11 protein-coding genes are annotated in these 12,447 nt (G+C 71.4%); 6 read left to right on the top strand and 5 right to left on the bottom strand.

The genetic code is table 11. The features are described 5' to 3' along the window. Positions 1-56: 56 nt before the first annotated feature. Positions 57-392: a cupin domain-containing protein gene (locus tag CVV72_RS02200; protein WP_219150801.1), complete on the top strand. Its 336-nt coding sequence runs from the start codon at positions 57-59 to the stop codon at positions 390-392. Here CVV72_RS02200 and CVV72_RS02195 read toward each other — a convergent pair. The 3 genes from CVV72_RS02195 to CVV72_RS02185 form a co-directional block, all read right to left on the bottom strand. Beyond that, positions 377-1,042: a pentapeptide repeat-containing protein gene (locus CVV72_RS02195; protein WP_219150800.1), complete on the bottom strand. Its 666-nt coding sequence runs from the start codon at positions 1,040-1,042 to the stop codon at positions 377-379. The two genes, CVV72_RS02200 and CVV72_RS02195, sit on opposite strands and share 16 nt — an antisense overlap. Before the next feature lie 64 nt (positions 1,043-1,106). Then, positions 1,107-1,283 carry a CsbD family protein gene (locus CVV72_RS02190; protein WP_219150799.1) on the bottom strand — a complete coding sequence of 59 codons (177 nt, stop codon included), beginning with the start codon at positions 1,281-1,283 and terminating at the stop codon, positions 1,107-1,109. A gap of 77 nt (positions 1,284-1,360) precedes the next feature. Beyond that, positions 1,361-1,567 carry a hypothetical protein gene (locus tag CVV72_RS02185; protein ID WP_219150798.1) on the bottom strand — a complete coding sequence of 69 codons (207 nt, stop codon included), beginning with the start codon at positions 1,565-1,567 and terminating at the stop codon, positions 1,361-1,363. A gap of 129 nt (positions 1,568-1,696) precedes the next feature. On the opposite strand from CVV72_RS02185, the gene CVV72_RS02180 reads away from it, so the two are divergent. The 3 genes from CVV72_RS02180 (at position 1,697) to CVV72_RS02170 (ending at position 5,400) form a co-directional block, all read left to right on the top strand. Continuing rightward, on the top strand, positions 1,697-2,224 hold the full coding sequence (locus CVV72_RS02180; RefSeq protein WP_219150797.1) for an EF-hand domain-containing protein: 528 nt from the start codon (positions 1,697-1,699) through the stop codon (positions 2,222-2,224). A 78-nt stretch (positions 2,225-2,302) separates the two neighbouring features. After that, positions 2,303-4,819, top strand: a complete 2,517-nt coding sequence (locus CVV72_RS02175; RefSeq protein ID WP_255632464.1) for a hypothetical protein — start codon at positions 2,303-2,305, stop codon at positions 4,817-4,819. Continuing rightward, positions 4,816-5,400 carry a helix-turn-helix transcriptional regulator gene (locus CVV72_RS02170; RefSeq protein ID WP_219150795.1) on the top strand — a complete coding sequence of 195 codons (585 nt, stop codon included), beginning with the start codon at positions 4,816-4,818 and terminating at the stop codon, positions 5,398-5,400. The genes CVV72_RS02175 and CVV72_RS02170 overlap by 4 nt, the downstream gene beginning before the upstream one ends. Before the next feature lie 10 nt (positions 5,401-5,410). Here CVV72_RS02170 and CVV72_RS02165 read toward each other — a convergent pair whose 3' ends face one another. Both CVV72_RS02165 and CVV72_RS02160 read right to left on the bottom strand, forming a co-directional pair. Then, positions 5,411-6,046 carry a response regulator transcription factor gene (locus CVV72_RS02165; protein ID WP_219150794.1) on the bottom strand — a complete coding sequence of 212 codons (636 nt, stop codon included), beginning with the start codon at positions 6,044-6,046 and terminating at the stop codon, positions 5,411-5,413. 82 nt (positions 6,047-6,128) lie between these two features. Next, a complete protein-coding gene (locus CVV72_RS02160; protein ID WP_219150793.1) occupies positions 6,129-6,380 on the bottom strand; it encodes a hypothetical protein in 252 nt (83 codons plus the stop codon). A gap of 276 nt (positions 6,381-6,656) precedes the next feature. Here CVV72_RS02160 and CVV72_RS02155 point away from each other — a divergent pair, with 276 nt between their 5' ends. Both CVV72_RS02155 and CVV72_RS02150 read left to right on the top strand, forming a co-directional pair. Next, a complete protein-coding gene (locus CVV72_RS02155; RefSeq protein WP_219150792.1) occupies positions 6,657-8,720 on the top strand; it encodes a BTAD domain-containing putative transcriptional regulator in 2,064 nt (687 codons plus the stop codon). Between the two features lie 60 nt (positions 8,721-8,780). Then, complete coding sequence (locus CVV72_RS02150) at positions 8,781-12,437, top strand: BTAD domain-containing putative transcriptional regulator (protein WP_219153772.1); 3,657 nt, start codon at positions 8,781-8,783, stop codon at positions 12,435-12,437. The last annotated feature ends 10 nt before the right edge of the window (positions 12,438-12,447 follow it).

Below are 12,447 nucleotides of genomic sequence, written 5' to 3'. Positions count from 1 at the left end.
CATGGTGTCTTCCCTGACACTGTCCGGCGGCAAGATGATCACGGCAGGATGAACCCATGCACTCCGAGATCCTCGCCCAAGAGGGCTACATTTCCGTCCCCGTCAAGGAATCCCCCGTCCGGGAACTCTTTCCCGGGATCCGGCTACGTCCACTGTGGACAGGAGCGGACGGCGCGCACGCCAACGTGCTGGAAATGGATCCCGGCACCTCGTGGCCGCACCGCGACGTCCACGAACCGGGACCCGAAGAGGTGTTCGTCGTCTCCGGCACCTTCAACGACGGAGCGCGCGACTACCCGGCGGGGACCTTCCTGCACGCTCCGGCCGGTTCCTGGCACGTGCCCGCGTCGGCGACCGGGTGCACGCTCTTCGTCTTCTATCCGGAGGGCTGAACCGACAAACCGCTTTCGGTGGCGAGGATCCCCGCGACCGAGACGGCCTGCTCCCCGGTGATCTTCGCGCCGCGCAAGGTCACCAGACCGCGAACGCCGGACAGGCGCGAACCACGGAGATCGCAGTCCACCGCGGCGGTCGCCGCGAATTCCGTTCCGGTGAACTCACAGTCCACGAAGGTCAGCCGGGACAGGTCGCCGGAGAACACCGTCTCCCGGAACGAACATCCGGAGAACACGGCCGAGCCCTTCACCCGCTCGACCGTCACCGACGCGTAGTCGAAGCGTCCGTCCTCGACGTACAGATCGGTCGCGGAGGTGATCGCCACTCCCAGCCCGATCGCGCGGCAGCGAAGGATTTCGACCCGGCGGGCCGACAGTTCGCGGATCGCCGCGTTGGACAGATCGACGCCTTCGAGGATCACGTCGGAAAGGGTCAACCTGTCGAGCCGGGAATTCGCCAGGCTCACGTCCGAGACGAGGGAACGGACGATCTCGCCCCCGCCACGGACTCCGTCCTGGTCGCCACCGTCGAGGTGGACCGAGTCGAAGTCGAAGTCACCCCGGAACACGGCGGGCTCGTTCTCGAGGTCGTCGCGCCCCACCGAAGGGCGCCGCACCCTGATGCCGTCGAAATCCCGGAAGTCCATGAGCCGGACCGTACCGCAGGGGCTCGCGCGTGAAGGCGACCTTCACGCGCGAGCCCGCCACAAGTCAGTCGCCGACGCCCTTCACGGCGTCCTTGATCTTCTCGCCTGCCTGCTTGACGTTGGCCTTGCCCTGCTCGGCCTTGCCTTCGGCCTGCCACTGCTCGTTGTCCGTGGCGTTCCCGGCCGTTTCCTTCGCCTTGCCCTTGAGTTCGTCGATCTTGTTCTCGGCCTTGTCGTTCATCGTGGCCTCCCTTTCGTTGTCCGCTGCCTCCGGATACCCGGTGACGGGCCGGGGAAACGGCGACCTCGCTGTGGCCCTCATCTCCCACCACCCGGGTGGCCGCACGGGTACACCGTCTTCGCGACGACGGCCACGCAGGCCGGGCAGTTGTTCACCGGCCGCTCGCGACGGCCCCAGTACGGATGGGTGGCCCCGCACAGCGCCGTGACCCGCTCACCGAGGCCGGGGTCCGGATTGCAGGCAGGACAGTAGGCGTGGGCCGCCCGTTCGATTTCGTCCGTCATCCGCCACCTCCGGGTGCAGGTCGTCGCTGCCCACGGTACGGCGCTCCTCGTGCCGTCCCCCGATCGTGGATCGCCGTGGCCCTGAATGGCCGATGTGCCGTTACGCCACCGGTCCTATCGTTCGGACGCATGGCAAGCGACTTGCAGCGGCGCAAGATCTCGGGTGTCTTCGCCGCGATGGACGTCGACGGCGACGGTTTCCTTCAGGAGCGGGACTTCCAGGCGCTGGCCGACCGGTGGTCGCGCCGCCGCGGCCCGGGTGACGAGCGGCGCCTGACCGGCATCATGCTGAGCTGGTGGACGACGTTGCTGGCGGCGTCGGATCTCGATCGCGACGACAAGGTCACCCTCGACGAGGTCCTCCTGGTGGTCGACAGGCTTCCGGACACGCCCGAGGCCGTGACCGCGACGGCCGACGCGATGTTCGAAGCGATCGACGAGAACGGGGACGGCCTGATCTCCGCGGCGGAGTACCGCCAGTTGATCGAGGTCTGGAACGGCCGCCCCACCGACACCGACGCCACCTTCCCGCTGCTGGACTCCGACGGCGACGGAATGCTGTCCAGGGACGAGTTCGCCGCGCTGTGGCTGGAGTTCTGGGCGGGTGACGACGCGAAGGCCCCGGGCACGCTGGTCTTCGGTCCTCTCGCCGCCTGACGGCTTTCGGGCGGACCCGGCGGCCATACGGGCCAGGCCCGGCCGCCCACCACGTCGCGGACGTCCGCGCCGCTCAGGATGGCAGGCGTGGACGAGGTGGCCGAGCGGATCTTGGAGTGCGTCACCGGCAAGGGCGCGCCCTGTGTGTGGGTGACCGGGCCGGCGGGCGTCGGCCGGACCACCCTGCTCGCCCGGCTGTCCGAACGGCTTTCCGCGTCTGGACAAGAGGTTTCGACCGTGCGCTTCACGCCGGACGGCGACCTCGCGCCCGGCGGCGATCCTTGGCCTCCCGTCGTAGGCGACGGGCATGTGCTGTTCCTCGACGACACCCAGTGGATGGGGGAAGACTCCCTCGCGGAGCTGGCGGCGTCGATCCGCCGCTCGCCGGGCAAGCTGGTCTGCGCCACGCGGACCCCGGTCCGGGACGCGGCCGAGAGGCTCGCCATCGTGCGGCGGTTGCGCGCCGAAGGCCTGGTGGAACCGGTGCGGTTGCCGCCGTTGACGACGGCGGAGATCACGCGGCCCGCCGTCGAGGCGCTGGGCGCCGTTCCGAGCGCCCTCCTGCGGGACCGGTTGCACGCACTCAGCCGCGGGGTGCCCGCCGCGTTGCGCCAGGCACTGGACCTGCTGCGCGCGCAGGGCGCGATCCGGATCGTCGACCGGCGCGCGTATCTCGTCCCCGGTTCCCCGGTGCCGCTGCGCTCCATGCAGCTGGCCCCCGGACGGCTCGCGGTCGCGAAGGCGGCCGCCGTACTGCACCCGCTCGGTGCGGCGATGCCGTCGCTGATCAGCGAGGTCCTCGCGCAGGATCCCGCGGAAACGCTCGCGACACTGGAAACCCTGCGAGCGGACGGGATCCTGCATCGCGGCCGGGGCTGGCGGTTCACCGTGCCGGTGGTGGCGTACGCGCTGATCGCCGAACTCGGGCCCTTCGAACGCCGCCGGCTCTCCGCGGCCGCCGTCACCGCGTTGTGGAACGGGACCGCGCACACGTCCGCCCCGTACTACCTCCCCGACCGGATCGCCGAGGCGGGCAAGTTGATCGACCCGCGCCGTGCCCTCGCCGAACTGCTCGACAACGCGGCCTTCCTGCCCGACGACCAGACCACCCGCGGCGCGCGATGGCTGCGCGCCGCGGTCGAACTGACCGAAGACCGGCCGCAGCGGGCGAGGGTCACCCTTCTCCACACCATGTGGTGTCACCTGAACGGCGACCACGAACAAAGTCTGGCGGGGACGCGGCGGCTGCTGGAGGAATTCCCCGACCGGCTGTCCGCCGACGCCGCGCAGGAAGCCCAGTCCATCGCCGTCTGCGCGCTGCACAACTCCGGCAACACAGCCGAACTGGCGAGGATCGCCACGAACCCGCCGGGCTGGTCGGTGGCCTCGAGCGCGATCGCGCTGAGCCTGCTGGACCGCTGGGCGGAAGCGGCCGAACTGCTGGCGGAGAACGATTCCTGGCGGACCGGATCGACGGTCTCCGCGATGCTGGGCGAACTCTTCGGCAGTCTGGCCGAGCTCTGGGCAGGCCGCTCGGCCCGGTTCGGCGCGAACCTGACCGAACGCGAGCGGTGGCCGCTGAGGACGGCGCGGCGGCACCGGAACGACCAGATCACCTCGTACGTCACCGCGTTGCTGGTGCTGGGCGAACGGGCACGCGCGGAGAAACTGCTCGCCGACGAAGACTTCCCCGAAACGGGGCTGCGTGACAGTGAACGTTCGATGCTCGCGGTCATGCGTGGTCAGCCCGCCCGCGCGATCGACTTCGCCCACCGCAGCGTGGCCGACCGTTCGCGGCGCGGTTACGACACCGGCTCGGCCGCGATGCATCTGTCGACCGTGTCGGTCCTGCTGTCGCAGGGACGGTTCACCGCGGCACGGGAGCTGCTGACCGCCGCCCGCGCCACGGCACCGATGCTGGCGCATCTGCTCGACATCGCGGAGGCCCGGGTCGACATGGCGCTCGGCGAGACCGACCGTGCCGCCAAACGCCTGCACGCGGCCACCTGCGGGCTCGCCGTCGGCACGGACATCGCCTGGGCCGATCTCGCCGAACTCGCGTTGCGGAAGAACGACCGGGCCGCCGCCAGGAAGGCACTCGACGCGCTGGAGGAACTCGCTTCCGCGATGCCGACCGGGCGGGTGCTGCTGCATCGCCATCTGGTCCGCGCCTGCCTCGGACAGGAGCCGGACGCCGAATGCCTGTGGCTGGCAAGGGAACGCGAACAGCCGCTCGAACTCGCCATCGCGGCCGAACGCCTGGTGCGGCATCACGCGACCGATCCCAAGATACTCACCGACGTCTACGAGACCCTCGGTTCGCTCGACGCGCTGCTGTACCGCGCGCGGCTGCGGAATCTGATGCGGGACAACGGGATCACTCCCCCCGGTGACCACGAGGAGACGGCCACCGAGAACGAGCACCTGCTGGCGCTGCTGGCCGGCGAAGGGCTGACGAACGAGCAACTGGCGAAGACCCTGCAGACCAGTCGCGAGAGTGTGGACGGACGGCTGAGCCTGCTCTTCAGCCGGACCGGGTACCGCTCCCGGATCGAACTGGCCACGGCGCTGTTGAACGGCCGATACGCCTCGTGAACGCGCCGGACCTCCGGGTCGCCGTCTACGCGGCGGACCCCGTGACCAGCGCGGGCCTCGTCGGCATCCTTTCGCAGGCCACGGCGCTCGCGGTGGCACCCGGGCCGGGCGCGGACGTACTGGTGGCCGCCGAAGACCCCGCCGGGCAGGACGTCCCGGTGCTCCGGCGGGCGGTGGCCGAACAAGGCATCCTGCCCGGAATCCTGATCGCCGGACCGCTCCCACCGTCCGGTCACCGCACGGCCGCGGACGCCGGTGTGCGCCGCATCCTGCCGTATCGAGCGGCCCGGCCGGAACTGCTGATCGCCGAGGTCATGGCCGCGCGATCGGCGCCGTCGGCCGCCGCGGGACGGCTCGCCGCCGGATACGCCGCCCTGACGGAAGGCCCGGCGCCGTTCCACGAACGCGAGGTCAGCGTGCTGCGGCTGATCGCGGAGGGCAAGGACACCGCGGAGATCGGCGCGGCGATGGGCTACTCCCAGCGCACCGTCAAGAACATCCTGCAGCACGCGCAGCGGCGGCTGGCCCTGCGGAACCGGGCCGAAGCGGTGGCCGAGGCCATCCGGGCCGGGCTGATCTGAGCCGGAACCGCTAGATCACCCCGGCACGGACGGCGTACGCGACGGCGTGCGGCCGGTTGCGCAGCTTCAGCCGTCCGGTGATGCCCTGGATGATGTGCTTCACGCTGCGTTCCGAGTAGCTGAGCTCGCCGGCGATCTCGACGGTGTCCTTGCCCTCGGCCATCAGCCGCAGCACGTCGATCTCCCGCGTGGTGAGCCCGGCGGTGTTGACGCCCATCGGATCGAGCACCTCGCGTTGCAGCCGCTCGACGTGCTTGAGCAGTTCGCCGAGCAGGCTCGGCGGGAGCACCCCGCCGCCGGTGGCCGCCGCGCGGACGGCGTGCGCCAGCCGTTCGCCGGTCGTGGCCGAGCGCGGCAGGACCGCCACCACCCGGCATTCGATGGCGGGCACGAGTTCCGCCTCGCTGATCTGGCTCACCACGAGCACCACCGGTTTGCCGTCCTCGGCGGCGAGCCGCCGCAGCCAGAGCACGATCTCCGGTGTCAGGCATTCGGCGGCGAACACCAGCACGTCGGTCTCGGCGCGCTGGTCCCAGTCCCGGATGTCGATCCCCTGCTGCGTGCCCAGCTGGCTGGCCAAGCCCGCAGTGGTGATCGGGTCGGGTGCGTGCACCGCCACGGTGATCTGTCGGGTTTCCGTGTCCACTTCGTCCCCTCCGCTTGTCCGCGGCCCCAGTCGGATGGGACACAGTCTGCGAAGGAGCTCTTCACGAAGTCTCCACGAGTTCTCAACGAGGCGTGAAGGACTTCGTGGCCTGCTGAAACGCCTCGACGTACTTGGGCAGCTCGTCCAGGATCTCGCGGAGCCTGCCCTCGGGTCCGGCGTAGTCCGGGTCGGCGAGGAGGGCGTAGCCGAAGGCCAGCGTCCGCCGAAGCTCGGTGATGCGGGCTTCGGCCTCATCGGCGTCGAGTACCAGCCTGCCGTTCCGGGCGAGGCTGAGCAGGACGTCACCGGCGAAGTGTTCCTGATCCTGGCTCACTGTCACAGCATGCACAGCCGCGCATGCCTTCGACCAGGGCCGGACGGCATTCTGCCCCCGCGAACGCCCGGCTTTGCCCGGTCGCCCCTCGCCTGAACGCGGCCTGAAACCCACATGAACGGACATCCGGCAGGCCACGAAACGGCATGATCGAGGATCGACCGCCGAAACCCACACGGTGAGTGCCCGATTGATTGCGAAACCCACATCGCCGCCACTAGGCTTTCCGCTGAGCAGGACACTCTTTTCGGCAGTCGGACGCACAGGCGGCAGGTCATGGACGAGGTTTCCTCGCTGACGGTGCGGCTGCTGGGCGGTTCTCCCGCCCGCCACGGCGAAGGTGAGATCGCGCTGGGTCCCGCCCAGCGTCAGGCGGTGTTCGCCACGCTCGCCCTGCACGCCGGCCAGTTCGTCTCCCGCAGGGAGATCATCGACGCCGTCTGGGGCGAGCGGCCCCCGGCCAGCGCCACCGGCATCGTGTACACCTACGTCTCCGCGCTGCGCCGCGCGCTGGAGCCCGCGGGCGAACCCCTCGTCGCCAGCCGCGCCGGCTACCGCCTCGACCTGCCGAAGCAGCAGGTCGACGTCCACGTCTTCGAAGCCGAGCTGGAGCGGGCCCGCACGCACCGGATCGCCGGTTCGCCCGAGCGGGAGCTGGAGTCGCTTCGCTCCGCGCTCGGCCAATGGCGCGGTTCCGCGCTCGACGGGATCCCCGGGCCTTTCGCCGAGACCCAGCGCGCCCGGCTGAACGAGCTGCGGATGAACGCGCTCGAACGCCAGGCCGAGGTCGCGCTGCACCTCGGCGCCTACCGCGAACTCGTGGGCGAGCTCGCCGTGCTGGTCGAGCGCCATCCGTTGCGCGAGGGCCTGCACCGGATGCTGATCACCGCGTTGTTCCGGTCCGGCAGGCAGGCCGAGGCGCTGGCCGCGTTCGACCGCGCCCGCGAGACGATCATCGAGCAGTCCGGTCTCGAACCCGGGCCGGAACTGCTCGCCCTGCGACAGCGGGTCCTGGACGGCGATCCGGCACTGCTCCACCAGGACCGGCCGGAACGGCATCGGCAGGCACATACCCCGCCCGGACGACCGTCCACTTTCGTCGGCCGGGAGTTCGAACTCCGCCGGGTGCACCGGCACCTGGCCGCGCTGCTGGACGAAGGCCGCGGCGGCACGATCTGGCTGGAGGGCGAGGCGGGCAGCGGCAAGAGCACGTTCCTGGCCGAAGCCCTCGCCGCGGCGAGGAGCCGCACGCGCTGGGTCGAAGCCGACGAGCTGACGAGCGCGGTCCCGCTGAGCCTCATCGCCGACTGCCTCGGCGGCGAAGCACTCGCCGATCTCGGTGGAACGGTCACCGAACTGTGTGAGGACGGGCCGTGGGTGCTCGTCTTCGAAGACCTGCACTGGGCCGACGAGGAGAGCCTCCTCGCCTGGCAGCGGCTGCACGGGTTCACCGCGCACCTGCCGCTGCTGCTGATCGGTTCGGCTCGGCCCCTCCCCCGGCGGCGCACCCTCGAAGTCCTCCGCTCGCGGCTCGACGGCGACGTCGTCTCGCTGCCGCCGTTCGACGGCCCGGCCGCCGCCGCGCTCGCCGAGGAGACCCTGGCCAGGGATCCGGGCGAGGACTTCCTCGGGTTCGCCGCCGGGTACACCGCCGGAAACGTCGGCTACCTGTGCGAGCTGTTCGCCGAGTTCGCCGACGGGCGCGAGCCCGCCATCACTCCGCACAGCCGGATCGCCGCGGTGGTCGAAGATCATCTCGCCGCGCTTTCCTTGCCGTGCAAGCGAACGCTGAACTCGGCCGCGCTGCTCGGCTCGTCGTTCACGGTCGCCGACCTGACGGGGGTCACCGGCCGTGAACTGCGGGCGCTCATCGGAGCGGTCGAAGAGGCGCTCGCCGCGCGCGTGCTGGAAACCGAGGGAGAACGGCTGCGGTTCCGGGTCCCGCTGGTGCGGGACGTGTTCGCCGCCAACACCCCGCCCGCCATCCGCGCCGTGCTGCACCAGGAGATCGCCGCCACCATGGCGGGTTCCGGCGCGCCCGCGGACCGCGTCGCCGAGCAGTTGCTCCAGGTCGGCGACGAGCTGACGGCCCGCTGGATCCCGCAGTGGCTGCTCGACAACGTCCGCGCGTTGTCCACCGGACCGGCGGTCGAACTGCTCCACTTGCTTTCCCACCAACGAAATCTGACCGAGGAGCAGCACCGGAGCCTGGCGGGCGAGCTCGCCGCGCTCCTTTTGCCCGAAACGGGGGCCACGCACTCCTGGTCCGCGCGGCCCTGGTGCGCGCCGCTGCACACACTCGCCCGGGTACGCGACCGAGCCACACCGAGGACGTCCTAAACTGCGGGGACACAGTAGTGATCCGGCCACTTTCGGTGCATGACGAGAAATGGAGCCGGCTTGACGAACGGGCTGCGCGTCGAGTTGCTCGGGCCGCCTCGTGCCTGGCTCGACGACGTCGAGCTGAAGCTCGGGCCCGCCCGGCAGCGCGCGGTCTTCGCCACCCTGGCGGCTCGCGGCGGCCAGGCGATCTCCCTCGGTGAACTGATCTCGGACGTCTGGGGCGAGTCTGCGCCCGCCAGCGCCACCGGCAGCGTCCACACCTACGTCTCCGGTCTGCGCGGCGCGATCCGCAAGGCGGGCGGTGACGCGCACGAGGTCCTGGGTTCGTCCGGGTCGAGCTACGTACTGCGACTGGACCGGGAAGCGCTCGACGTCAGCCGGTTCGAGCAGGACGCCGCGGCCGCTAGAGCAGCACTGCTCGGCCACTCCGATCAGCAGGGCGCGGCCGCCCGGCTGACCACCGCGCTCGGTCTCTGGCGCGGCGAGGCCTACTCCGGCGTGCCGGGCCCGTTCGCCGAGGCGGAACGCGTCCGGCTCACCGAACTCCAGCTCACCGCCACCGAACTGCGCGCCACGGCCCTGCTCGGCATCGGTGACCACCGCGAAGTGGTCGCCGAGCTGACCGCGTTGGTGCAACGGCATCCGTTGCGCGAGTCGTTGCACGAGACACTCATGCGCGCCCTGCACGCCAGCGGGCGGCAGATCGAAGCGCTCAGCGCGTATCGCGAGGCCAGGCGGATACTGCGGGACGAACTCGGTGTCGAACCCGGTGCCCCGCTGCGTGATCTGCACCAGCGCATCCTGGACGGCCGCGAAAAACCTGTCACCCGACCGAAACCGGTTCCGGTCCGCGTCGTGCCGCCACCGGTCGCCAAGGCGATCGAACGCGGCGGCCAGGGCCGGCTGCCCGGCCGTGCCCGGCAGGTCGAGCGGCTGGACGGCTTCGTCACCGACGTGCTCGCCGGCCGCGGCCGCCCGGTCTGGCTCGAAGGCGAACCGGGCATCGGCAAATCGGAACTGCTGATCGCCGGGCTGTCGGGTGCCGCGGCGCGGGGCTGCCAGCTGGCCTGGACCGCGGCCGACGAACTGCGGCAACGGTTCCCGCTGCAGGTGATCATGGAATGCCTCGGGGTGCACCACGGCGCGGCCGATCCGGCCAAGGCCAAGCTGGCGGGCGAGCTGCACGCCGAACCCGCGCACGGGAACTGGGGCCCCGCCGACCCGATCTTGTCCACTGTGGACAAATTGCTGGCGCTCGTCGACGAGACCTGCGCGGCGGGCCCGCTGGTGCTGGTGATCGACGACCTCCACTGGGCCGACGAGGCGAGTGTGCTGCTGTGGCAGCGGCTGGCCGCCGCCACCCGCCAGCTGCCGCTCCTGCTGGTCGCCGCCACCCGTACCGGGCACGGCCGCCGCGACCTCGCCCAGCTCCGCCGCGGGGTCGAGGCGAGGGACGGCGAGATCATGCCGGTCGAGGTGCTGACCGACGACGACATCGCCGCCGTGTTCGAAGTGGTCCTCGAAGCCGAGCTCGGCCCGAGCCTGCGCCCGCTGGTCCGGCGCGCGGCCGGGAACCCGCTCTACGCCAGGGAAATCGCGTACGACCTGGTCCGCACCGGCGCTCTGCGGATCAACGACGGCGTGGCCGAGGTGACGCTGGACGGCACCGAGAACGCGCCGCGGTCGCTGCTGGCGGCGGTGGCCAGGACGCTGGAATGCCTCGACCCCGGCACCACCGAGATCCTGCGGACCGCCTCGCTCCTCGGCGCGGAATTCGCCGTCGAGGACCTCGCCGCGCTGGCGGACAAGGGCCCGCTGGAGGTCCTGCGGGAGCTGGAGCCCGCCACCACCGCGGGCGTCATCGAGTACGCCGGCGACAAACTCGCGTTCCACCATCCGTTCCAGCGGCAGGCGCTCTACGGCGCCATCGCCGAACCGGTCCGTGCCGCGTTGCACCGGCGCGCCGCCGAATCGCTCGCCAGGGCGGGCGCGCCGATCAAGCGGGTCGCCGAGCAGCTGGCGGCCGGGCCGGTGCCGTTCGACCCGTGGCTGGCCGGCTGGCTCACCGCCAACCACGTCGCGGTGTCCAACCGCGCCCCGCATATCGCGGCCGACCTGCTCCGCGGCGCGCTCGACAGCACGGTACCCACCCGCGAACAGCGGGAGACGCTGATCGCGGCGCTGGTACGCGTGCTGTTCCGGCTCGAACTGGCTCCCGAGACGGAAGCCGAGCAGGCCGTGAAGATCGTCACCGACAAGGCGGATCTGGCGCAGATGCGGCATTTCCTCGCCGCGCTCCGGTACCGCCGTGGCGACACGCCCGGTGCGATCGAGGCGCTCGCCGACACCGCGGACGACCCGACGATGCCGGAGCTGTGGCGCACCAGCACCCGGACGCTGCTCGCCAATTTCCGGCGCGGCACGCTCGCCGATCTCGACGAGACCGAACGGATCGCGCGAGGCCTGCACGCCGAGGCGGCGGAGGCGGGCGAACGGTATCCCGCCGCGCACGCGCAGCAGACGTTGTGGCTCGTGCACTCGATCCGCCGCGAGCACGACCGGGCGCTGACCGCGATCGACGCGGCGCTCGACACCACCGGCGACGAGGCCGACCTGGCGACCCTGCGGTTCGACCTGCTCGACAACCGCCTGTTCACCCTGCAGAACCTCGACCGGCTCACCGAGGCCGACGCCACGCTGCACGCCGGGTACGAGACGGCCGCGCGGCACGGCCTGCCGACCGGTCCGCAGGTCTCCGCCGCCGTGCACTACTACTGGACCGGCCGATGGGACGAGGCGCTGGCCGAACTGGACTCGGTCACCGAGGACGGCCCGGCGATCACCTTCTACGGTGTGCGCGAGCCGGGCGCCGCCGCCCTGCTGCTGCACGGGGTGGCCGCCCTCATCGCGGGCCATCGCGACGAACGCGTCGCCGTCCGCGCCCATCTCGAAGCGGCGGAGGCGCACTCGCCGTCGAACTCGTCCGAGCGTGAGAGCTGCGACTTCTACCTGGCGGCACAGGCGATGGCCGCCGAGCAACGCGGCGAACCCGACGACGCGCTGCGGCTGTTCGCGCCGGTGCTGCGCCCCGACTACGCCCGGATGATGCTGCGCCACCAATGGCTTCCCGACGTCGTCCGCGTCGCGCTCGTCGCCGGGAACGACGCCGTCGCGCAGGAAGCGCTCGCCGTCTGCGCCGAGGAGGCGAGCCAGGAGACCGTTCCCGCCAGGGCCGCCGCGGCCGCTCTCCGGTGCCGGTCGCTGATCGACGGCGACCCCGAAGGCATGCTGGCCGCGGCCGATCACTACCGCGAGGTCCACCGCCCGATCGAACTCGCGGCCGCGCTGGAGGACGCCGCCGAACTGCTCGGCCGCGCCGGCTACCTCGAAGCGGCGACCCGTTCGCTCACCGAAGCGTGCGAGGTGCTCGGCGACGTCGGGGCCACCTGGAGCATCCGCCGCGCGGAAAGCAGGCTGCGCCGCTACGGCGTGCTGAGCCGTGCCGAGCGAAGTCCCCGGCACAGCGGGGCGCTTTCGCCGCTCGAACTGCGGGTCGCGCGGCTGGTGGCGGCGAAGCTGTCGAACCCGGAGATCGCCGCCGAGCTGAGCCTGCCGAGGCGGACGGTGCAGTCGCTGGTGTCCAGGGTCCTGACCAAACTGCACGCCGATTCCCGGCTGACCGTCGGCGACCAGCTGCCGAGACGACTCGCGTGACCGCACGACC

The sequence above is a fragment of the Amycolatopsis sp. TNS106 genome (genome assembly GCF_019330265.1).
Lineage (GTDB): Bacteria > Actinomycetota > Actinomycetes > Mycobacteriales > Pseudonocardiaceae > Amycolatopsis > Amycolatopsis lurida.
Note: the sequence above shows the minus strand (reverse complement) of the source record. Positions and strands in the feature narration are given on the sequence as shown.